This window comes from Shewanella cutis (assembly GCF_022410515.1).
Taxonomy (GTDB): domain Bacteria; phylum Pseudomonadota; class Gammaproteobacteria; order Enterobacterales; family Shewanellaceae; genus Shewanella; species Shewanella cutis.
Window position 1 is genome coordinate 180,241 of the sequence record NZ_JACSDI010000002.1, and the last position, 23,890, is coordinate 204,130.

At 45.6% G+C, this 23,890-nt stretch carries 18 protein-coding genes and 1 pseudogene; 7 read left to right on the top strand and 12 right to left on the bottom strand.

What is annotated here, in order from left to right; genetic code table 11:
- Positions 1-187: 187 nt before the first annotated feature.
- From H9J30_RS06040 to H9J30_RS06050, 3 genes are read left to right on the top strand one after another with little or no spacing between them, the layout of a single operon-like run.
- Positions 188-3,439 (top strand): intermembrane phospholipid transport YdbH family protein, encoded by a 3,252-nt coding sequence (locus tag H9J30_RS06040; protein WP_240130203.1) that lies wholly within the window; start codon positions 188-190, stop codon positions 3,437-3,439.
- 12 nt (positions 3,440-3,451) lie between these two features.
- Positions 3,452-3,652 (top strand): YnbE family lipoprotein, encoded by a 201-nt coding sequence (locus H9J30_RS06045; protein WP_240130204.1) that lies wholly within the window; start codon positions 3,452-3,454, stop codon positions 3,650-3,652.
- 24 nt (positions 3,653-3,676) lie between these two features.
- Complete coding sequence (locus H9J30_RS06050) at positions 3,677-4,012, top strand: YdbL family probable chaperone protein (protein WP_240130205.1); 336 nt, start codon at positions 3,677-3,679, stop codon at positions 4,010-4,012.
- Between the two features lie 148 nt (positions 4,013-4,160).
- On the opposite strand, the gene H9J30_RS06055 is transcribed toward H9J30_RS06050, so the two are convergent.
- The 4 genes from H9J30_RS06055 to H9J30_RS06070 form a co-directional block, all read right to left on the bottom strand.
- Positions 4,161-4,949, bottom strand: coding sequence for a S1 family peptidase (locus tag H9J30_RS06055; protein ID WP_240130206.1), 789 nt, complete (start codon positions 4,947-4,949; stop codon positions 4,161-4,163).
- Between the two features lie 112 nt (positions 4,950-5,061).
- Entirely contained in the window at positions 5,062-5,904 is an 843-nt protein-coding gene (locus H9J30_RS06060) for a trypsin-like serine protease (protein ID WP_240130207.1), read from the bottom strand.
- A gap of 347 nt (positions 5,905-6,251) precedes the next feature.
- Positions 6,252-7,091, bottom strand: a complete 840-nt coding sequence (gene fghA, locus H9J30_RS06065; RefSeq protein WP_240130208.1) for an S-formylglutathione hydrolase — start codon at positions 7,089-7,091, stop codon at positions 6,252-6,254.
- A gap of 126 nt (positions 7,092-7,217) precedes the next feature.
- Positions 7,218-8,357, bottom strand: a complete 1,140-nt coding sequence (locus H9J30_RS06070) for an S-(hydroxymethyl)glutathione dehydrogenase/class III alcohol dehydrogenase (protein WP_240130209.1) — start codon at positions 8,355-8,357, stop codon at positions 7,218-7,220.
- A gap of 232 nt (positions 8,358-8,589) precedes the next feature.
- On the opposite strand from H9J30_RS06070, the gene H9J30_RS06075 reads away from it, so the two are divergent.
- Complete coding sequence (locus H9J30_RS06075) at positions 8,590-9,465, top strand: LysR substrate-binding domain-containing protein (protein WP_240130210.1); 876 nt, start codon at positions 8,590-8,592, stop codon at positions 9,463-9,465.
- A gap of 75 nt (positions 9,466-9,540) precedes the next feature.
- Here the strand turns inward: H9J30_RS06075 and H9J30_RS06080 are convergent.
- Positions 9,541-10,829 (bottom strand): annotated as a pseudogene (locus H9J30_RS06080) (NAD(P)/FAD-dependent oxidoreductase).
- 316 nt (positions 10,830-11,145) lie between these two features.
- Here H9J30_RS06080 and H9J30_RS06085 point away from each other — a divergent pair.
- Entirely contained in the window at positions 11,146-11,790 is a 645-nt protein-coding gene (locus H9J30_RS06085; protein WP_240130211.1) for a DUF938 domain-containing protein, read from the top strand.
- Positions 11,791-11,956: 166 nt separating this feature from the next.
- Here H9J30_RS06085 and H9J30_RS06090 read toward each other — a convergent pair whose 3' ends face one another.
- The 5 genes from H9J30_RS06090 to H9J30_RS06110 all read right to left on the bottom strand — a co-directional run bounded on the left by H9J30_RS06090 (position 11,957) and on the right by H9J30_RS06110 (position 19,020).
- The gene (locus tag H9J30_RS06090) at positions 11,957-12,985 is read right to left on the bottom strand and encodes a GGDEF domain-containing protein (RefSeq protein ID WP_240130212.1); all 1,029 of its coding nucleotides are present in this window, start codon (positions 12,983-12,985) and stop codon (positions 11,957-11,959) included.
- A gap of 157 nt (positions 12,986-13,142) precedes the next feature.
- Complete coding sequence (locus H9J30_RS06095; RefSeq protein ID WP_240130213.1) at positions 13,143-14,768, bottom strand: phosphoethanolamine transferase; 1,626 nt, start codon at positions 14,766-14,768, stop codon at positions 13,143-13,145.
- 247 nt (positions 14,769-15,015) lie between these two features.
- On the bottom strand, positions 15,016-17,109 hold the full coding sequence (locus H9J30_RS06100; RefSeq protein WP_240130214.1) for a prolyl oligopeptidase family serine peptidase: 2,094 nt from the start codon (positions 17,107-17,109) through the stop codon (positions 15,016-15,018).
- Positions 17,110-17,347: 238 nt separating this feature from the next.
- The gene (locus tag H9J30_RS06105; RefSeq protein ID WP_011072119.1) at positions 17,348-17,809 is read right to left on the bottom strand and encodes a MarR family winged helix-turn-helix transcriptional regulator; all 462 of its coding nucleotides are present in this window, start codon (positions 17,807-17,809) and stop codon (positions 17,348-17,350) included.
- Entirely contained in the window at positions 17,809-19,020 is a 1,212-nt protein-coding gene (locus H9J30_RS06110) for a cation diffusion facilitator family transporter (RefSeq protein ID WP_240130215.1), read from the bottom strand. The genes H9J30_RS06105 and H9J30_RS06110 overlap by 1 nt, the downstream gene beginning before the upstream one ends.
- Positions 19,021-19,649: 629 nt before the next feature.
- Here H9J30_RS06110 and gloA point away from each other — a divergent pair.
- Positions 19,650-20,060, top strand: a complete 411-nt coding sequence (gene gloA, locus H9J30_RS06115) for a lactoylglutathione lyase (RefSeq protein WP_011072117.1) — start codon at positions 19,650-19,652, stop codon at positions 20,058-20,060.
- Between the two features lie 97 nt (positions 20,061-20,157).
- Here gloA and msrQ read toward each other — a convergent pair whose 3' ends face one another.
- Both msrQ and msrP read right to left on the bottom strand, forming a co-directional pair.
- Positions 20,158-20,805 (bottom strand): protein-methionine-sulfoxide reductase heme-binding subunit MsrQ, encoded by a 648-nt coding sequence (gene msrQ / locus H9J30_RS06120; RefSeq protein WP_240130216.1) that lies wholly within the window; start codon positions 20,803-20,805, stop codon positions 20,158-20,160.
- Between the two features lie 110 nt (positions 20,806-20,915).
- Entirely contained in the window at positions 20,916-21,950 is a 1,035-nt protein-coding gene (gene msrP, locus H9J30_RS06125; protein ID WP_240130217.1) for a protein-methionine-sulfoxide reductase catalytic subunit MsrP, read from the bottom strand.
- Positions 21,951-22,212: 262 nt separating this feature from the next.
- Here msrP and rmuC point away from each other — a divergent pair, with 262 nt between their 5' ends.
- Positions 22,213-23,826, top strand: coding sequence for a DNA recombination protein RmuC (gene rmuC / locus H9J30_RS06130; protein WP_240130218.1), 1,614 nt, complete (start codon positions 22,213-22,215; stop codon positions 23,824-23,826).
- The last annotated feature ends 64 nt before the right edge of the window (positions 23,827-23,890 follow it).

Genomic DNA, 23,890 nt, shown 5'->3' on the forward strand with positions numbered 1-23,890 from the left:
AGTGCCTGTAAATTCAAGATGATTAACTACAGGCTCTTAAACTTTTTTGCCAATATCAGGATTAGTCAGCCACGCGCTTGAATGCTAAACTGCCGCTAATCCTGCTTGCCTTTTATCGCCGGCATTCAAATCTCCAGCACTAAGGTAAGCCAAAGCGCGATAATGATAAGGATGATAGTCGACTCACATGCTTAAGACGCCAATACCACTGAAAAAGGCTAGCGCCGAACCCGCCCCACAGGCGAGCTCGGCTGTAACGTCACATTCCCAAATGGTAGAAACTGGCGCACCTAGGCGCAAAACAACAATGAAAAAGCGCGTCAAACAAAGCCTTATCGCCACCGCACTGGCAGGTATGTTAGCGGGTATTGCGCTCACAGTATGGATTGTCAATAGTGAGACCGAAACCCTTATTCTGCGCGCCGCCAATTATGCCTTAAGCGGCATGGACAGTGAGCTTACCGATATTCGTTTAGGCTCCATGGGCTTAACACATTGGCAAGTCAGTTCAGTAAGCCTGCGCGTGCATGACTCGCACTTAGTGGTAAAAGATCTGGATATTCAACTTGCGCTTAATTGGCCCAACAGTGTTGCAGAACTGCTGCAGCTTGGCCAGCTTGATGTCTTGAGCCAAAAAATCCAACGCATTAGTACAGGTGAGATTGAAGTCGAGCTCGGTCAATCGCTCTTTGAGCGAAGCCCCAGCATTGCCGATGAACAAACGCCTGCAATACCATTAAATATCAAATCATTACCCTTAATTGAGATAGGTAAAACCACACTGAGCTTAACGGCGCAAGCCGATCACAGCGCCTATCAACTGGTAATGGATAAACTCAGCCTTGATAAACATGGGGAATTAACTACCGCCTTTAGTCATGAGGACGAGCCGCTAATCAGCTTAATCGCAACACTCGGCAGCAATGAATGGACGTTAAAAAGTAAACTGAATATCGCGCCGCTGCTTGAGAGCCTGCATCAAATTAGCCTACGCCAAACGCCAACCAGTATTCTTAGCCAATTGATACAATGGGATCAACAGTGGCAAACGCTTGGCATCACTCTGAGTGGTCAGTTAGTCTCGCAAAGTACTTTCAAGCTCACGACGGGCGATATAAAGAGTGACCATCAGTTTATCCAACCGAGTGTCACTTTGGCGCATTTTGCAGACTTCACCCTAGCACCACAACCAACTCTGGCATTTGGTGTCAGTGGTTCATTAGCTGCACTAAACCTGACACTGGAACCTTTTAGCCTTGCGTTAACGCCCAATGCCGCGCAACAAGCGCTGTTATTAGATACCCTAAATCACTCTTTGCAGTTAAATGATGCTGACTATCAAGCGCTTAACACTTTACTTTCAGGGCTTAAAAGCACGCAGGCACCTGTTGGACTGGCATTCTTAATGACTGAGCCGCTGCATTATGCCTTGGCAGAATCAGGCGAGATCACCTTGCCTGCGATGGAATTAACCACCTTAGGTAGTAAACTCGAGACGCGTATTCGCCTCACGAACACTCGATTAGATAACAAGCAGTTAACCCAAGAGTCGAATACATGGACGTTGCAAACTCAGTGGCACCTCGCGCTTCAACAAAATACGCCGCTTAACTTACGTGACCTTGACTTACACAAGCGTTGGCAAGATGCACCTCAAGCGTTAAATTGGGGCTCGGGTGCTTTGCAAACTGCTGGAGTTATCAGCCTTAATCAGTCAGCCCAAGGCATCGATTGGCAACTTAAAACTGCGCCCATCTCCAAGGAGTCAACTGACACACTGCAATTAGCCCTTGGGGATATTCACTTACAAAATGCGACACAAGCATCTGCCACTCAAAATAAACAGACCCTGTTGGGCTTAGGGAGTATTCAGCTAAACGCCAAGGCTCCACTCATAGTTAGCTCAACATCATTACCAGCACAGGATGCGAGTTCTGCAGCAGGAAACCAATTTGCGCTTAACGTGCCCCCAATGTCACTCGCTCTTAAGCAGTTGCGTTTTAGCCAAACGGTCGAAACGCTTGCAATAGACAATGACAATGCCAATGCACAACAGCAAACGCAGGCCTTAGATCACAGCACGAAAACCAGTCTGAGCAGCCGTAGTGATATCACTGTGCAGGATTTTTCCCTTGGATTATCAAAGGGATTGACAGTGAATTTCTCAAGCCAACCTCCTTTTTTAACAGCGATTCAATCGAGCCAAATCAAAAATACACTCAACTGGCAAGCCAAACAGTTATCGATTGAAAAACAACTTTCGGCGAAGGGACGCACACGTAAACAAACTGTGCTTAAGCTGGATAACTTAGCCCTAGTGCAAGATTTATTTTGGAAAAATAGCATGCTTATCGGTGATGAACAGTGGCAAGTCGGCAATGTTCAACTTCAAAGTCATCATCAATTGCAGTTCGCCAATGCAAACTTGCCACTGCTGTTAACTGGGCAATGGGTGGTAGATACCAGCATGACAGAAGCCTTATCCCTGCTTAATCAAACTCAGCCGCTACCCACTGAATTTAATATGACCGGGCATAACCAATTACAGGCACAATTTAAGCTGACACATCAGCCCGAACAAACCCAATTTGCGATGCAAATTACCCAGTCGATGACCGAGCTTGAAGGTTTTTACAAAGACACCCTCTTCGAAGGCGGGAAATTACAGGCCCAATGCGAGTTCACTTGGGGCCAATCCTATAAAATGCCCCACGCATCAGGTGATTTCAACATGTTAAGTCGCCTAAACTGCCCTCAAACGATCATGACCTTTAAATTGTTCGACCCTGGATTCCCGTTGACCGATATCGAGGTCAATGCCGATATTATCCTAGATAGGGATACTGAGAGGCTACCCGATAATTGGTTACAACAAGTCACGGGCTTAAGTGATACCGATGTATCAATGACGGCTAAGGGCAACGTATTGAGCGGCCAGTTCTTACTGCCTGATTTTAATTTAAAATTACAGGATAAATCCCACGCTTACTTGTTATTACAGGGCATGGATCTTGAAGAAGTGCTGCGCATTCAGCCGCAAATAGGCATCTATGCCAATGGCATATTCGATGGCGTGTTACCCGTGGACTTGGTCGATGGTAAAGTCTCGATCAGCGGCGGACAATTAGCGGCCCGCGCCCCTGGCGGCTTAATTGCGATTTCGGGCAATCCGGCAGTCGATCAAATGCGCCAATCGCAGCCTTACTTGGATTTTGTATTTTCGGCGCTCGAGCACTTAGCATACAGCCAGTTATCCAGTAGCTTCGATATGGATAACACAGGCGATGCCGCCCTATTGGTAGAAGTCAAAGGCCGCAGCCAAGGGATTGAACGTCCCATCCACTTGAATTACTCTCATGAAGAGAACATGCTGCAATTATTCAGGAGCCTTCAGATTGGTAACGATCTGCAGGATAGAATCGAAAAATCCGTGAAGTAAAAGGAAACCTCAGTGAAGATCATTCAATTACAGCAAGTCAGTTTAGGTGCATTGCTGCTAGTGGGCACATTGCAAGGCTGTGCACCGACGGTAAAGATTGAGCCACCGGATAAACCGATTGTCATTAATCTCAATGTGAAAATTGAACACGAGATAAAAATCAAAGTGGATAAGGAGCTAGATCAGCTTCTATCGGATGATAAATTGTTCTAATCACAAAGAATTAAGGAATATACGATGAAATTGATGAGACTAAAGCCAACATTACTGCTGTTATTAAGTCTGGGCTTATTAAGCTTAAATGCCTTTGCCATGTCATTACAGGATGCCAAATCCCAAGGCTATTTAGGCGAGCAACCCAATGGCTATTTAGGCCTAGTACAAAATAATAGCGATGCCAAAGCCGTGATGGATGAAGTAAACAACAAGCGCCGCGCCCACTACGAGACCATTGCTAAAAAGAACAATATTTCTGCCGCCGATGTCGCCAAACTGGCTGGCGAAAAAGCCATCGCAGCCACAGATAAAGGCAACTATGTGCAGAATGCCCAGGGTAAATGGGTTAAAAAGTAGTGTGTTGATACTGCTAAGCACTCAGCAAAACGCCTGCAATTGCAGGCGTTTTGGTATCTATCATTGATTCCGGAATGAAAACGCACTTGTTTTATGTTAAGGCTGTTCGCCCATATCGCATCAATTGCAGCACTTTTGGGCATAAGTTTTATTCGCTATCAGAGCAGCCAGCGAGCTTAATATTTGATGCCTGAAATAACCTTTGTTCAATCCAATCCCGAAAGTATGAAATACGTGAGTAATGTTCAATCACGCCATACTTGCCCTCTTCCCAATTCGTTGACTCGGCATTTTGCCATGAGCTGATACCCATAAGACAAACTGAATCGGCCGAGACAAGGTACGCGGGGCCGCCCGAATCTCCTGGGCCACTTATCCCCTCCAATGGCAAAGCATTTGCGTCGCGGTCAAAGACAAATTGCAGCCATTGCTCCTGCACACCAACCACGGCATTGTGTGCCGCGCGTAATTGTTTATCAGCCCCCGCGACACCCACCAGCCCATTACCATAATCGCCGCGCCCGACGAAGGTGGTGATTTTGCCCATTTCGGTTGAGGCATGATTTAATTTAGCAAGTGTTGCATCTTTAATGGGAGAAGCCAATTGAACCAATGCAATATCGTAGGGAAAGTGCCGTTCTTTCCAAAGTGGATGTTTTATCACATCTTTGATCGAGTAAAAATCCGTTTTAAATTGCACTTTATTGCCTGTCTTTAGCTCATTAGCCACATGCGCCGCCGTCACAACCCATTGCTTATCGATAAGGCTGCCAGTACCAACTACGATTTCATCACCTTTATAAAGTCCTAAAAAGGTGACCGTCGAATTATCGCTTTGCGCCGCCGCTTGATATTTTGCGTCATCCACATCATGCCTGATAATCATGGCATTAGCGGTGCTCGTTATCGCCAGTAACAGTACGAACATCCACTTCATATTGAACTCCCTATCGTTGTATGTTGTCTTTCGCCACTATTCAGTTAACCGCGCACTTAGCAGTGACATAAGTTGGTATTAAGTAGAATTAGCCTTGGTTAAATGTACCGCATTAAAGAGATGGTTTTAACCCGATCTCAGCACAGACTTCAGCTAGCATTGGCACCGTCAGTCCTGCTGGTAGTTTATCCAGTTTTGGCAGGGCGAATTGCTGCTGCAGTTTGGCGTCGCCACTGGTGATATCCTCAATCCAAGCGGTAAAGAAAGACACTCTGGAATACACTTCGACCACGCCATACTTGCCTATTTCGCCCCCATCCACTCTGGAGCTGATCCCAAGTAAGTAGTGTATGCCCTCAAGCGTGAGATAAGCTGGACCACCGCTATCACCGCCGCCAGAAACCCCTTCCAGGGGTAACGCGCTATCCCCTGAATCGAATGTAAATGTTAATAATGGCCCTTGAGCAAATTCGACGCTATTTTGCGCTTTGCGCAGCACTCCTGCATTGGCGACATTATCCTCGGTTTGGCCCGTTAAACCATTTCCAGTGCCACCCGTCCCTATAAACCAGATGTTTTTGCCTAATTCATCGGGTTGCTCGTAGAGTCGAGCAGGCGTCACGCCTTTTACGGAGTCAACTAATTTGATTAACGCAATGTCGTGGCGAGTGCCTGGCTGATACCCCTTATGCACAAATACACTGTCGACCTTATGGTATGTATCCAGTATCCGGATATCACTCCCGGGCGTAATGCAAAAAGTGGTGTGAGCCGCGGTCACAATCCAATCAGGCTTGATTAAGACGCCATGGGCGCCATCGATATAAAAAGTGGCTAAGGCTGGAAAATCGCTCGCGTCAGCAAGGTACTTTTGCGCATCCACATCGTGGCGCACCACAATGGCCGACGCCGATAGGCTAAAACAGAGGAGTAAAATCGTTAGAGTGATACGCATTATGTCCCGATGCCATTTAGATAGGGCGAGCGGATTAACTCAATCAAAAAGCCCACGCGAAGCAATGACAGCTGAGTTATTTAGAGCTAGTTATTTTAATCTCGTTATTTCAACTCAGTTATTGCTATTGCACCGCACTATCCCTATTGGCGAGAACTTAACAGCTTTTACTTATTTGAGATATAGCCGCTGCATTCAAATCATTCAGGCGCAATGGATCAACATGACATGTTGAATGACATCGCAATTTGTCCGTAGAAAATAAAAAGCGCGGTGAACTTAATGTTCACTGCGCTTTTTATATTAAACCCTAGAGTTTAATGCTTGGGGGTTAACGCTAGGCAGCCTTATTTAAAGTACAAGCTATGGAATTTAAGGTGTTCTTCAATAAAGCTCGCAATAAAATAATAGCTATGATCGTACCCCGCCTGCATACGCAAATCTAAGGGATAGCCTTTTGCTTTGGCGATATCATTAAGCGTTTGTGGCATCAGTTGCGCTTCTAAAAAGCTGTCGGCATCGCCTTGGTCGACTAAAATAGGCACTTCGCTGATCGCCAATTTGAGTAACTCACAGGCATCATATTGGCGCCAGTGCTCGCGATTCTCGCCCAAATACTCGGTAAAGGCTTTCATCCCCCAAGGCGCATTACTTGGATTACTGATAGGACTAAAGGCCGAGATTGAACTGTATCGATGAGGATTGGTTAACCCTATGACTAACGCGCCGTGCCCGCCCATGGAGTGGCCAGAGATAGCGCGTTGATCTGTCACGGGGAAATTGGCTTCAATCAGCGCTGGCAGTTCATGCACAATATAGTCGTACATTTTATAGTGGCGATTCCAAGGCGCTCTGGTCGCGTTTAAATAAAACCCAGCGCCTAAGCCTAAGTCATAGGCTTTATCCGGTGCATCGGCAACATCATCACCACGCGGGCTGGTATCGGGGGCAACGATGGCTATCCCCAATTGAGCCGCAATACGCTGCGCGCCCGCCTTCTGCATAAAGTTTTCGTCGGTGCAGGTAAGACCCGATAGCCAATACAACACAGGCACAGGTTTGTTGGCCGCCTCGGGTGGCAGATAAATCGCAAAGCGCATCTCGCAATTCAGCGCCTGAGATTGATGGCGATACTGTTTGTGCCAACCACCAAAACTCTTGTTACAGCTGATATTTTCTATGGTCATTTCAATCCCTTTCCTGTTCACTTTTAACGTTTAGCTTGCCGTTCAAGGCCTATCACAAGCTTAAAACGCATAAGCAGCAGATAAGCCGTTTGCGGTTATCTGCTGTTGTGATACCAAAGAGCGTGATTATTTATCGAAATGGATCACGCTGCGAATACTCTTGCCTTCATGCATCAAGTCGAAGGCTTCGTTGACTTGCTCAAGTCCCATAGTGTGGGTGATAAAGTCATCGAGCTTAAACTCACCCGCTAGGTATTGTTCAACAATTTTAGGTAATTGCGAGCGTCCTTTCACACCACCGAAGGCAGAGCCGCGCCATACGCGGCCCGTTACCAGTTGGAACGGACGAGTCGAAATCTCCTGCCCCGCACCTGCCACGCCAATAATAACTGACTCGCCCCAACCTTTGTGGCAACACTCAAGCGCACTGCGCATCACATTGACATTGCCGATACATTCGAAGGAGTAATCCACGCCGCCATCGGTCATCTCGACAATCACCTCTTGGATCGGTTTATCGAAATGCTTAGGGTTAATACAATCGGTTGCCCCTAATTTACGGGCAAACTCGAATTTAGATTCATTAATATCGATGGCAATAATCCGACTGGCTTTGGCCATGGTCGCACCAATAATGGCCGATAGACCTATGCCACCTAAGCCAAAAATCGCCACTGTAGCACCTTCTTCAACCTTAGCGGTATTCATCACGGCGCCCATACCTGTCGTCACACCACAACCCAGCAGACAGATTTCTGTTAATGGTGCGGTTTTATTCACCTTAGCCAATGAGATTTCAGGTAATACCGTGTATTCGGAAAAAGTTGAACAACCCATATAATGGAAAATCGGCTGGCCATCTTTATAAAAGCGCGTGGTGCCATCGGGCATCAAACCTTTACCTTGAGTCGCACGGATCTTTTGGCACAGATTGGTTTTACCCGATAAACAGAACTTACATTCGCCACATTCTGGCGTGTAAAGTGGGATCACATGATCGCCCACTTGTACACTGGTCACGCCTTCGCCCACTTGCTCAACAATACCACCGCCCTCATGACCAAGAATTGCAGGAAACACACCTTCAGGATCGTCACCACTTAAGGTAAATGCATCGGTATGGCACACCCCAGTCGCCACGATACGCACCAAAACTTCACCAGCCTTGGGTAACATCACATCGACTTCTTCAATTTTAAGCGGCTGCCCTGGGCCCCAAGCCACCGCGGCCTTAGACTTGATAAACTGTGGTTTTTCGTTCGACATGCTTGGGTTTCCTTCTTTTAATAAATGAGCCAATCCACACTGAAACTTTACAACTCACCCTCTACTCTGCTTACTCAGCAGCCTGACCTATAAACACTGCTTTTAAGAATAGAAATGGACGGACAAATAAGCTTAAGGATCAGAGTTAAATAATCGCGTTATTAGATTGTATTTGTTTCCTGATGATTGATAATCTAGCATTTTGGCAATTCATTTTTACTGAGAAGCAACAATGTACCTTTGGGATGGCATATCCGAATTTGTGGCTGTAGCCGAAGCCGAGAACTTTACCTTGGCTGCACTGCGCCTCAATGTGTCCACCGCCCACGTGAGTCGGCAAATCGGCGCGCTGGAAAATCGCCTCGGCACTAAGCTGTTTTACCGTACGACGCGTAAGGTATCCCTCACCGAAGAAGGTGCCATTTATTATCGCCATTGCCGCCAATTGCAAACCGGATTAGAGGAGGCCGAGCGGGCCATTACCGATCTTAAAGACTCGCCTCAAGGACTGATAAAACTCACCGCGCCCGTGGCCTACGGTGAAAAATTTATTATGCCGTTACTCAATGACTTTATGGTGCAGTACCCGAGCGTGGAATGTAATGTTGACTTGACCAACAGAACCTTAGATCTGATCGAAGGCGGCTACGATTTGGCCATTCGCCTTGGTAAACTCGCCGATTCAAGCCTAATGGCTAAACCCTTAAGCAGCCGCACCCATTATGTAGCGGCCTCGCCAAGTTACGTTGAAAAATATGGCGAACCCCATACACTTTCGGAGTTAAATCAACATAATTGCTTGATCGGGAATCACAATTATTGGCGCTTTATTGAAAATGGCCGCGAGCGCAATATTAAAGTACGAGGCAACCTGCTCTGCAACAGCGGTTATGCCCTGCGGGATGCGGCATTAAAGGGTATTGGGATAGTACAACTACCTGATTATTATATTGAAGAGGATATTCACGCCAGCAGACTGATTTCCTTCCTCGATGCACACCGCGAAGCCAAGGAAGGCATTTGGGCGCTCTATCCTCAAAATCGTCACCTGAGCACAAAAGTACGGGTATTAGTGGATTATCTAGCGGAAAAACTGACTGGCGGTTAAGCCGCGATTAACATCATCGCGACGCTAATCATTTGTGCTTAAGACAAACATCAGTGCTGCTGCACACAAGGCAAACTAACGCCAATTTTCCCTCAGGGTGTAATACAGCATCCCCAGCGCCAGTGCTTGATTACCAAACCATTCATTCAGCGGGATCCGAATATGGCGCATCGCGGCAAACAGATCAAACTCTTGCATTTGACCATCGATCGCCTGCCCCATGATTTCGGCCATAATATGGGATGTCGCAATGCCATGGCCCGAATATCCCTGACAATAGAAAATGTTAGGTGCAATTTTACCCAGCTGGGGAATACGGTTAATCACAATCCCCGCCATCCCTGCCCAGGCAAATTCAATATCGACACCTTTTAACTGCGGGAAAGTGCGTTCAATCGCCGGACGCAGCTCAGCGGCAACGTTTTTAGGATCGCGGCCACTGTAATTAGTGCCACCACCAAACATCAAACGGTTATCGGCGGTTAAGCGGTAATAATCAAGCACAAAACGGCAATCATACACAGCTAAATCCTGCGGATTGAGTTGTTTGCAAGCTCTTCGGGTAATTTGGCCGTTGCACAATTGCCAAGGGAGGCAGGAAATAACATCCCCCGTAACTTGGGGCGGCCTAATTTGTGGTAGGCATTACCGGCGATCAGCACACTGTTTGCCTTTACCGTTCCTTTGGGCGTGACCACAGTTGCAAGCTCTCCGGGCAGAATATCCACTACCTGCGAATGCTCAAAGAGTTGTGTCCCTAAGGATTGGGCCGATCGCGCTTCACCGAGACACAAATTCACTGAATGTAGATGCATATTGCGCCGATTAACTAAACCGCCGTGGTATAGGGGCGAACCTAAATACCCAGGCATCTCCTGCGCTGACACTAAGGTCATAAACTCCCCCATGCCACGGCGATTGGCCTCATCAAACATCTGCTGTAATTCTTGCATATGCACAGGGCGATACGCTGTCTGAATGTGGCCAAATTTTAAATCACAATCAATACCATACTTCGCCACTCTGTTTTTGATAATATCGTGACCACGCCAGCGCAGGTTCCACACATAATTCTCGGCATCCTGACCAAGATGACGACGTAATTGTTTGGTCATCGCGGCATCGCCAGATAGGCTTCCGGTCACTTGGCCACCATTGCGGCCTGTCGCGCCCCAGGCAATTTTATTTGCCTCTAATAATGCGACCTTGTAGCCTTTTTCAGACAATTCCACAGCCGTTGCCACACCAGTAAACCCACCGCCGATGATGGCGACATCAACGCGAATATCACCTTCAAACTCAGGATAATCAGACTCTTGCTTAATGGTAGCATTGTAATAAGAGGCGCAGCGTTTGGCTGACATAGGGTTTCCTTACAGGATGTTGTTATCGTTATTTTGTTTTATATTTTTTACATTCGTTCAGAATTTTTGAGTATAACCAAGCTATTATCATGGTCAACAGAAGAATGCCCACCATCACAGGGAAATGAGCAAGTTTGGCAAAACAACTTAAGAAATTGGCTGAATATGCTTATTGATTTAAGCTAGGCGCTACCCGCAAGGGTGATGTCTAAATTTAGCCTGCCTTATCGTCTTTGAGGAATCGTCACTTAGAAAGATGAATTCAATAAGGACCGATTAAACAACCACTCGTCAGCAAGGCTTATCAGGAGAAACCATGTCGCAGGATATACAACCACAAGCCACACAACAGCTGCCCTTTTCTCAAGCCTGCGAAAATAATAAAGCGCCCATTCTTGCGGTATTAAAATCTGCTTTTGCCAATACCACACAGGTACTTGAAATCGGCAGCGGCACCGGCCAACACGCGGTTTATTTTGCAGCCCATCTCCCTCAGCTTTTTTGGCAAACGAGCGATCAAGCCGAGTATCTTGAAGGCATTAGTGCAAGATGTTTACAACAAGGTCATCAACTTGGGGTTAATAATCTAGGCTTGCCCATCACACTTGATGTGACAGCACCTTGGCCTGTAAATGGGACACATATCGATGCAGTATTCAGTGCCAATACCATGCATATTATGAGCAAATCCATGGTTGAAGCGTTTTTTAATGGCTTAGGTGAATATTTACCGCAACTCAACACCCTATGTCTCTATGGGCCTTTTAATTATCAAGGACACTATACCAGCAACAGTAATCGCCAATTTGATCACTTTTTAAAACAACGGGATAGTGAAAGTGGTATTCGAGATATCGAATGGATTATCGCCCTTGCCCAAGCACAAGGCTTGACGTTAGTTGAAGATATCGCCATGCCCGCCAACAACCGCTTACTGCATTTTAAGCATTTATTGGCGTAAGGCGCTCAAACGCTTCATCCCTAAATCACTGTTTAGTATCTGAAGCTTAAGTGATCAAGTAACGCAAAGGTGATTTCATGAATAAGTGCTGAGTTAACTCTTTATTATTTATCACGTTGTATTAGCCAAGAATCACCACCAAGCCAGCAATAAAGTTCAGTGGCACTTAGCCCCGTACACAGTTACGGCCATCGGATTTGGCTTCATACAAGGCTTTATCAGCACGGCTAAATAGGGTTTCTGCATCATCGCCTTTTTGCAAAGAGGCTAAGCCAATTGACACCGTAATGGCGCCCAATGAAAGTTTTTTATCTTTGCCTATGGCCAAGCGGCGCTCGGAGATCCGCCCTCGTAAGGTCTCAGCCACTTGCAATGCATCATGGAAATGGGTATTAGGCAATAACACCACAAATTCTTCTCCCCCATAACGGGCCACAAAGTCATCGCCACGCACACATTGTTTTAAAGCAAGCGCAACATAAGCCAACACTTTATCACCAACCTGATGACCATAGGTATCGTTAAACACCTTAAATCTGTCGATGTCGATAAGTAATAAACTACAACGGGTATGTTGCTCCTGTGCGCGGTGAATATGGTCTTGAATGGCAATTTCGTAGGCACGGCGGTTATGTAGTGAGGTCAATTGGTCTGTCATTGCCGCCAGACTTAAATTCTCCATTTCTGTTTTTAAATTTTGTACTTCTTGCCCCATGGCATTGAGACTCTGCTCCATGACTTGGTTATTGACCAATAGATTCTGCATTTCATCAATCACCCCATCGACCAATTGATTTAAGGTGCTCACATCGGGTGAAGATTGGAGCTGTAGGCCAAAGTCCGCTAATGTGTTAGAAAAGGCCTCTGTTCCTTGGTTTAGCTGAGTAATTTTACTGATGAGGGAGTTAATCAATATCTGGGTTTCAATCTGGACATTTTCGATAACTTCAGGGGACTTTTCTTGGATAAAATTCTTGTACAGGCTGGTATTCACTTCTTTGGTAAATACCACGTTGTTAGCAAGAAAACCATCGATAGCACGATTCAAATCAAGATTCGACTGGGCAAAATACTCATACCAAACCGTGTAGTTTTCTGGCGTTACCGGAATTTCAAGTGCGGACATTTGTGGTACAGCTAAGCGTAAAATTTGTGCTGAAGCATCGAGCTCTTTGTTTGCAGCGGGAGAAGACATGAATCTTGCACTCAAGAGTTGTTATATTTTTGTATCACTTAAGTTAACTCAACTCCTTGATTTTGGATACTGGCTGCAAAAATTATTATGATCCAGTGCAAAACAAAAGGAGGATGTTGCCATCCTCCAGTGATTTTTCTGTTATTCCAAAGACGGATTAGCCTCGGCAGCGGGCAAAAATATCCAACTCAGCTTGATAGACTTGGGTTTGAACATTCATCAACCCCAATAGACTATCGAATAAATTGTCATGGGAAAAGCCGCCCTTTTCAGCTTCTTTGGCAAGACAGGCCATATTCAACCGATTGTCTTGACTAAAATCCTCAGAAAACCAAGCCAGCATAGGAATACTCGTTTGCTCAATGGGCGCAATGCTGTAAGGGGCGCCATGCAAATACATTCCTTTTTCACCCAAAGACTCGCCATGATCGGATAGATAGAACATGGCAGTATCAAATTTTTCTTGCTGTTGTTTAAGCTTATTGACGACTTCACTGATGATGTAATCGGTATACAAAATAGTATTGTCGTAGGTATTCATTAACTCCTCAGTGCTGCAATTTTGGATATCGCTACGTGGGCAATCTGGGGTGAATTTACGGTGCTCTGGCGGATAACGGAGATAATAAGTCGGTCCGTGACTGCCAATAATGTGTAACGCAATCACAGTATCTTTTTGCTCGGCTTTAGCTAACGCTTCGTCAAGTTTATTTAGCAGCACTTGATCAAAACAATATTGCCCAGAGCACAAGGCAGGATCGCTATTTAAATCAATAGTAATGTTCTCAACCTGATCGCACACGCCCTTACAGCCTGAGTCATTATCAAACCACTGTACTTTAATGCCACCGTGATTGAGCACATCAATCACAGTGTCTTGGGCATAGGCACGGCGAGAATCATAATCCTCACGCCCCATACGGGAAAACATGCAAGGGAGCGATACCGCGGTTGCCGTACCGCAGGAATGGGTATCTTTAAAAGCCAACAATCCTTGTCCCTGAGTATGGGCGTTGGTCGGTTTATCGTAGCCATAGTATTGATAGTTCATTGAACGGGCGGTTTCGCCCACCACCAGCACTAATAAATTGGGCTTACCGTTAGTATTGGGACTGACATTTTTGGCATCTAAACCCAGCTTTTCATATTCAATTGGCGTTTGTAAGTAATGCACATTGAGATACTTGGCCGCCGCACCGATATAATAGGTTGGTACGATATAACGCTTAATCTCATCATTGTTACGTCCAAAGGCGGCGTAATCTTGGAAATAGAAGAACGCGATAATCCCTACCCCAGCTAACATCGCTAGCATAAACAGAATTTTACGCAATAACTCTTTGAAAAAAGGTTGGTATTGTATATCCGCTTTGTAGATTAAATAGGCAGGCAACACCCCCGTTAACAGCATATTGAGTATGGAGGCAAAGTTCACATACATCAGTGCTTCGGCACTGTTGGTTTGGAAAGTGTTTTCAATCATGCCGTAATCGAACACGACATTGTACTTTAAAGCTGCAAAAAACACGCTCGATGACAATAAAGTGAGGATGATAAAAAAGGGCTTTAGCAGATATTTTACTGTAAACAGCGAAAACACAAAACTCAGTGCAAAGAGTAAAAACAGGGGCATAGTTGCGATAAAGATGAGATCCACATCCGGTTGTTTTTCTATGCCTTTTTTGATGATTTCAAACAACGGGATATTAAAAACACCAACATAAAATAAGGCGGTGATAAAGGTGAAGCGATTCACGCTCAGCGTTTTAAATCTCGTCAGCACAGGTTGTAGTCTCTCAAATCAATAGTAAGCCGAAGCTAACTTAGTTTTCTTAAGGCAATCTTATTTGTGTCATTTTAACAAGTAGCCAGATCCAGCTCAATGAAATCATCTTTATAATTAACAAGTTAAAATACGGATTAAAAAAACGGCCGAATCAGAGAAATTCGACCGTTTTTGACTCCCCAACCTATAGGGACTTGCTCGGAACTAACCACAATTTGTTAATTTTTTGCGACTACAAGTGCGGTTATTTTAACTGCTGTAATAAGTAGGCAAACGCCATTGAATTTAGTTCCGCAGCTTGATTATTATCTGCGGCCCCCGCATGCCCGCCTTCGATATTTTCGTAGTAAAGCACATCAATGCCCATATCCTTCATCTTAGCAACCATCTTACGGGCGTGCCCAGGATGCACCCTATCGTCACGAGTTGAGGTAGTGAAAAAGACCTTTGGATAATGCACGTCTTTATGCAGGTTATGGTATGGCGAGTAGGTTTTAATGTAGGCCCACTCCTGTGGAATATCGGGATTACCGTATTCCCCCATCCAACTAGCTCCCGCGAGTAACTTGTTAAAGCGGTACATATCGAGTAATGGCACTTGGCACACGACGGCATTGTAGAGATCGGGACGACGGGTAAAGGCAGCGCCCATTAGCAAACCACCGTTACTGCCGCCTTGAATACCTAAATGCTTGCTCGAAGTGATCTTACGGGCGATCAAATCCTCAGCAATGGCCTCAAAGTCTTCATAAGCTTTATGACGATTCTGTTTTAGCGCCGCTTGATGCCATGCTGGGCCATACTCGCCACCGCCACGGATATTGGCCAGCACATAGACTCCGCCCTGTTCTAACCAGTTTTTACCAATGGTGGCTGAATAGGCTGGGCGCAGTGACACTTCAAAACCGCCATAACCATAAAGCAATGTTGGATTACGACCATCTAACTTGAGATCCTTTGCCATGACCACAAAATAAGGCACTTTAGTGCCATCCTTTGAGGTAGCAAAATACTGCTCGGTTTTGAATTTATCCGCAGCAAACTGCTGAGGCATACCTTTGATTTTTTGAGGTTTAAGTGCCTTAGCATTAACGGTATACAGGCTCGATGGCTCAAGGAAGCTAGTGTAATTAACAAAAAAATCATCACTGTCGCGCTCCATATTCATCACGGTTAGCGCACCATTGGCCTCAAAGGAGACTGGCGTGCTTTGCCATGTGCCCTTGTCATCTTGCTCATAACGCACCAATTTGCTTTTTACGTTATCGAGCCAATTAACAAAAATCGCGCTCTTACTGAAACTTAGCTGTGCAATTGATGCGGTCGGCGTTGGGCTCACAAATTCAGTAAAGGATGCTTTTTGGGCAATTAAATCCGCGACATTAGCGTACACCACAGCGCCTTGGCTGAATGTCGCTGCAGGCGTTGCTAAGTCACTCTTTAGCTCAAGAAACAACTTACCTTGGAAATAACCTTTAATCTCAGCATCTTGTGGGATGGGTAGCTTAATCAGTTTGCCGTCTTGGTAAACATACTGCGTCGCGGTATAAAAAGTATGTGCTTCTGTAACAAGGCTGAGCGGAGATTTATCGTCAAACATCACCCAACCCGATACCGCGACAGAGGTTTTATCGCCACTGAAAATGGTTGTTGCTTGCTCGAGCGGCGTACCACGTTGCCATAACTTCACCACGCGGGGGTAACCTGAGTCCGTCATGCTTTGACCATCGCCAAAGTCGGTGCCGACAAATGCGTGGTCTTTATCTATCCAACTTAGACTAGATTTCGCTTCTTTTAAAAAGAATGGTTTATCTTTTGCTGGCACAAAATCTTTAGTGGTTAAATCAAATTCACGCACTTCCACCGCATCGGCGCCGCCACGGGACAAAGACACAAAGCAGCGCTGATTATCGGGATATTGGCAATCAATGCTCTTAAACACCCAGTTGACGGATTCCGACTTACCCAAAGCATCGACATCGAGCACGGTTTCCCACTTGGGATCTACCTTAGCGTATTCTTCCATCGTAGTGCGACGGTAAATCCCCCGCACATGGGTATCGTCCTTCCAGAAGTTATACAACTTATCGCCAATATGGGTGGCGTAGGGAATGCGCTCTTTATCGTTAAGGATAGCGAGGCTGTTAGCGACTAAGGTATCGAAACCTTTAAAGGCTTTAATTTCAGCGGCAGAAACGGCATTTTGGGTCTTAACCCATTCCATAGGCTTGGCGCCTTCAACCTCTTCAAGCCAAATATACTTGTCTTCTTGCGCGTGGACTTGAGCAGTCATAGTGAGTACACCTGCAATGCACCAAGGCAGTAATTTACGATTCATGTTATTCCTTTTTAAACCGAGTCCTTAAATAGAGTCCTTAAACAGAGCCTATCTCAATTTCTGCTCTACATTACCTTAATTGACTTTGAGTTCAACTTTTAATCCAACAAGAATGTAACAAAAGATAAGATGTTGTAATTAGAGACGATTAATCGAGAATCAATAGAAAAACATTGCAGCTGTTATGCCATAAAAAAAGCGCCGTTGAAGGCGCTTAATCGAACAATAAATCAAACCCTTAAAACTCTTGGTTCATCCGCGTGAGCAAGTTCAGCAGCAGGCTTCGCTCTTCTGCACTCATCTTAGCGGTCAAATCCGTGGTGAGCTGCAAATGCAGCGCATCATGCTCAAGGAAAAGTGCTTGGCCCTTTTCGGTTAACTCAACCAAAATCGAGCGCCTATCGGTTTCGTGCGGGCGGCGCATGACCCATTGAGATTCCACCATCTTATCGATTTGCACCGTAAGCGTGCCAGTCGTTACCCCAATTTTATCGGCGAGTTCCTTCATCCGCATCGCGCCGTGCACCCCCAATAATTCAATGGTATGAACCTGCGATAGGCTAAAACCTTTATCTCGCACAATAGCATGCTCCCACGATGATAATTTTTCATAAAACTCGATAATCACATGGTTCAAGGCCTGATCCGTAGAATGGATGGCCGAGGCTGATAAAGCATCATGCTGCGGTGCAACTGTCATTAGGCTTCCTTAGCCACACACTCACCTTGACGGCAAGTATGCAGCTCAATAGTAATATGGGATAACTCAGGAAATTGACTCAGTAACTGATTAAAATAACTGGCTTCTTTCGGTGAGTGGGACACTATGGATGCCATAATAGCATGGTGATCGGCACTCACGCGCCAAATATGTAAATCGGCGACTTGGTGATCCGGAACCGCTTCAATGGCTTCACGCACTTTACGTTGTAGCGAGATATTTACCCCGCCGTCGAGCAAAATTGGACTGGTTTGTTGAATGAGTCCCCATGACCAGCGGCTAATAATAATGGCGCCCACAATCCCCATAATCGGGTCGAGCCAGGTTAAGCCCATATATTTACCAAATAACAGCGCCGCAATCGCTAACACTGAGGTTAATGCGTCAGCGAGCACATGGAAATAGGCCGCCCTAAGGTTGTGATCATGGCCCGAATGCGCTTGAGAATGTCCATGTGAATGATTGTGTGGATGGTCATGGTCATGGTCATGGTCATGGTCATGGTCATGGTCATGGTCATGGTCATGGTCATGGTCATGGTCATGGTCATGGTCATGGTCATGGTCATGGTCATGGTCAGCAGCATGATGTTCGTGCCCAGCACAGCAATGATTTTCTTTATGTGCTTTATGCTCATGTTTGTCATGTGCATGATGCTGTGAATGCCCATGTGAATGTCCATGATCGTGGGAATGGTGATCTTTTAATAGGAACACGCTTAATACGTTCACACTTAACCCAATCAAGGCCACGAAAATGGCTTCATTAAAGTGAATATTCTCAGGGTTTATCAAACGCATCCCTGATTCGATAAGCATGATAAGTGCTACCAGTCCTAAAGCAATTGCACTGGTATATCCCCCAAGTACACTGACCTTACCGGTACCAAAGGCAAAGGCCGGATCATTGGCGTGCTTACGGGCATAGGAATAGGCAAACAGCGTAATCATAAAGGCAGCGGCATGGGTTCCCATATGCCAACCATCAGCAAGCAAGGCCATAGAGCCGTAAATCGTCCCCGCCACAATCTCGGCCACCATAGTGATAACCGTTAAATACAGCACATAGCGGGTATTTTTTTCACCATCAGTATTTTGCTTGGAAAAACCATGGGGATGTTGCCACTGGGCGATAGAGTGTCCAAGGCCATTACTTGGCTGAGTCGTTTCTGTTGAGGGTGTTATTTTCATTGTCTTTTCCTACGCTCCCTGCCCTTATCTAACCGATGGAGGCAACAGTACTTGTGGTGTTTGATGACTTAATGCCAGCATTTTAGTTTGAAAATCAAAATATATAAATATCAAAATAATCAATTTTCAAACTATTTACATCGATGTGGCTGTGAATCCCTGAATGCTAAAGCGTGCAGATACGTAAGAATGGTGGGGTATAAAAACACAAAGGCGCTTAAATCAGTAGATTTAAGCGCCTTAGCACAGGATTAGATTAGAATGCAGTATCAGAACATAGATACAAAGAATGCGCTGAAAAATAAAGCAATTACAACTGTAGTACCTAGAGCCATTTTAAGTTCGGTGTTCATATTCACTCTCCTAGTGGGTATAGCCACATTATTATCAAGCCTGAGATAAATGCCTATATTGAGATAGTTATTTTGTGAGCAAGCGCTACATAAATGGGGATTTTTCACACCGAAACCTATCATGAGGCGACCTAGATCACAGTGCGTGCTTTTACCTAGCGCAGATAATTTCAAAAATCAAGGTAGCGCAATACGTTTATTCGATTAACATTTGAGCTCGATTAACAACGAATTTTGTTATACTGCCAGGCGTAATTCATTGACCGAGATAATCCTATGTCACAACTGTTACACACTATGATCCGCGTTGGTAACTTAGAGCGCAGTATTGCTTTTTACACTCAAGTGCTTGGCATGAAGCTGCTACGCACCTCAGAAAATCCAGAATACAAATATTCTTTAGCCTTCGTGGGCTACGGTGAAGAGTCAACAGGTCAAGCTGTGATTGAATTGACCTATAACTGGGGCACAGAAAAATACGATCTCGGCACAGGCTTTGGCCATATCGCCATTGGTGATGATGATATTTATGCTCGCTGTGAAGCCATTGCAGCCGCGGGTGGCAAAGTGACTCGCGCCCCAGGTCCTGTCGCGGGTGGAACCACAGAAATCGCCTTTGTTGAAGATCCTGACGGTTATAAGATTGAATTTATTCAAATGAAGTCAGCGACGCAGGGTTTAGGCTAAGCCATAACGCTTATCATGCGACAACTTAATATGAAAACGGCGTTTGCATGATCTGTAAACGCCGTTTTATTTTATTAACTTATTCAAATACAATAAATTATTGCTTATCCTTTGCAGCCATTGCCAAACGACTGGTGCGCATCTTCTGCCAAATCGGTAAACGCCAGGCCAGTAACAAACTAAACCCGACAATATACAGGCTAGGCTCAACGATTTCGGATTTTACCGACCAATAAAAATGGATTGGTGCCAGTATCGCCACAAGATATACCCCATTGTGCAACGTTTGCCAGCGTCGCCCCATTTTACGCATTAGGATCTTAAATGAGGTAAACGCTAAAGCGCTCACTATCACATAAGCCACGGCGCCAACTAAAATATAAGGCCGTTTAGCTACTTCAGTAAAAAACAACCCCCACGCAAACAACAGATCTAAGCTGAAAAACGCCACAATATGCAGTGTGGCATAGGCAAACACATACAAGCCGACAAGCCTTCTAGTCTGCATTAACCAACCTAACTTAAATCTCTTGGCAATCGGTGAAATCAGAAGTGTTGCCAGTAGCGCATTGAGTGCGCCAATTCCAGTAAAGTGGATAATATGCTGCACAGGGTCACCACCTGCACGACCAGACAACACAGTAAAAACCAACCAAATAATCGGGATAAGCCCAATCAAATGAAAGACTAACTTTACCCAGAGCAGCTGTTTTGGCGAGACTCTTAACGCCGTGATGTTGAACATAAGACTCCTACTCTTTTTCCCCTTTAAAGGCGCTAACAACTCTCTCGCTAGACAGATATTGCAACTTATTGGTGCAATCGATTGCGCCTAGAATACGGTCGCCGAATGGGTTAATAAAACTGCCTCAAATCCATGCCGTCATATAAAGAGGCGACAAACTCGCCATAGCCATTAAAAGGCAATGTATCGATGCGCTGCGCCGAGAATAACCCACCTTCACCGATGCGCCGCTCACTCGCCTGTGACCAACGGGGATGATCGACTGCAGGATTCACATTGGCATAAAACCCGTACTCATGGGGCGCAAGTTGATTCCAACTGGTGGGCGGCTGCTTGTCCATCACCCGAATACGCACAATGGATTTTATGCTCTTAAAGCCATATTTCCACGGCACCACTAAGCGGATCGGCGCGCCATTTTGCGGGAGTAAGGTTTTACCATACAGCCCGACTGACATCAGCGTCAGTTCATTCATGGCCTCGGCAATGGTTAAGCCTTCCACATAGGGATAATGAATGCCGCCCCCCATCAAGCGACTCTTTTGCCCAGGCATTTGCTCGGGATCGAAGGCAGTCTCAAAAGCGACATATTTTCCCTTGCTGGTTACGCCCACTTTTTTCAATAACGCCGCAAGTGGAAACCCGACCCAAGGGATCACCATCGACCAAGCTTCAACACACCGCAGTCTATAGGTACGCTCTTCTAGCGGAAACATCTTAGTCAGATCCTGATAATCAAGCGTAATGGGGCGCTCAACTTCCCCCTCAATACGCAATTGCCAAGGCTCGACTTTATACCGCTGCGCATTATCTGATGGATCCTGTTTACTGGTGCCAAACTCATAAAAGTTGTTATGGGTCGAGACCTTATCAAAAGGTGTGCGCACCTCATCCTGGCCAAATCGAGCATTAGCTTCAAACGTCAATGGCGTAGTAATAAAGCTAGTTTTGGGCTGTTCACCAAACAAATCAAATAATCCCGCCTGCACATAACCCGGAATACTGGCACCAATCGCACCTAAGCCCATGGCTTTAACAATGTGGCGGCGCGCCTTAAAGACTGACTCAGGCGTAACTTGATTATCCTGCATATGCCAGCGGGCTTTTTTTAAAATACCCGGTGTAAAACGTGAATGATTGGCCAATTGACACCTCTACTGAAATATGGACCGGTTTTGCTAACGAAAGCGTTCGCCAGTATCACACAGGTCATTGAACCTGTGTTGGTAAGCTGTAGGAATATAGACACAGAAAACCGCAAAAAAATTTCATCGCGACACTTTATCAATCTCACCGACTAAGACTTGTTCATTCAAGCGATTCCCCAACAGATTGTTTGCCAAAGCACTTGAAGCCTTTCTAGGGGCATGCGACCCTAAGCGCCATCGCAAAAGGAGTGCTAGTACGATGCCATTTTCACAATCATTTTCCCTCGCTCAGATCATCGGCCTTATCGCCGTGGCCTTTTTAGGACTGTTAATCGGTGCCCTACTCAATCAACGTCTTACCCGTTCACGCTGGCAACAGTTAAAGGACGAGTTAGAGCAAGAAATGCGGCAAGTTAACGAAGATGCAGAACTCTCCCTCGCGCAGCAACAAATTTTAGTGGATGACAAAGATAGCCAACTTCGCCTGTGCCAGCAGCGCTTAGAGCAAAAAATCGAACATCTAGGCAAAGCTGAAGCCTTAGCCGAGCGCGTGCCGAGTTTAGAGCAGCAATTAAGCGATAGCCACCGCCGTCAGCTCGAATTACAACTGGCGTTGTCTAAATCCAATGCCCTACAACAAACCATTCAAGCTAAGGCCGACGCCCAGCAAGAATCACTGCGGGAAAAAATTGCCACCTTAGAAAGTGCCGAAGTGCGTCTGCAAACCCAATTTGAAAATCTTGCCAATCGTATTTTTGAAGAACGCAGCGAGAACTTTAAACATCAAAATGCTAATCAATTAGAAGGCGTACTCGGGCCGTTAAAGCAACAGTTAGAAGGTTTTAGGCAACAAATCCGCGAATCCTACAACCATGAGCAATCCGAGCGTAGCGCCCTCAAGCATCAATTAGAGCACCTGCGTGAGCTCAACTTAAAAATGAGCCAAGATGCCATCAATCTGACAAAAGCCCTAAAAGGCGATAATAAGCAGCAAGGCAACTGGGGAGAAGTCATTTTAGATAGAGTGTTACAGGAAAGTGGCCTACGCGAAGGTCACGAATACCACACCCAGCAAGACCTTAAAGATGACAGCGGTAAGCGCTTTAAGCCTGACGTTATCGTGCATTTGCCTGAAAATAAAGACGTGGTGATCGATGCTAAGATGTCACTTATCAGCTACGAGCGTTATTTTAACAGTGAAGACCCCCTCGTTCGCGAGCAGGCCATCAATGAACATGTACTATCCATTCGCAACCATATTAAAGGCTTGAGCCAAAAGGATTATCAGCGTTTACATGGGCTTAAAAGCTTAGATTATGTGTTGATGTTTATCCCCATTGAGCCAGCCTTTCTGCTGGCATTGGAGCATGACCCCAGTTTGGTCAACTTTGCCCTTGAGCAAAATATCATGCTGGTCAGCCCAACCAACCTCTTGGTAGCCCTGCGCACCATCAATAATATTTGGCGTTACGAATACCAAAATCAGCACGCGCAAACCATTGCTAAACAAGCGGGCCGGATCTATGACAAACTCTGTGGCTATCTCGAGGATATGGAAAAACTTGGCCGCGCATTGGATAACGCTGAGAAAACCTATCACAGTGCGATGAATAAATTGTCCTCGGGTAAAGGTAATTTAGTGCGTCAAGCGCATTTAATGCAGCAACTGGGTGTTGATACCAGCAAACAACTCGATAAGATGTTACTTGAGAAGGCGCTAAATGAAGCCTTAGACGACAGCGATGTTGATGAAACTAGCGAGATCGAAAACGATAACTCAGCTAAAACAACTGAATACCAAACCAGGGTAACAAAAACTGAGGATGCCACCGCACTCGAACAACTCAACACCCAAACGCAGCAAAACGCCTAAATCATTATCTTATAAACCTGAATCGATAGGGAAAAATCGATTGTAACCTTGATGCCCGGAGGCA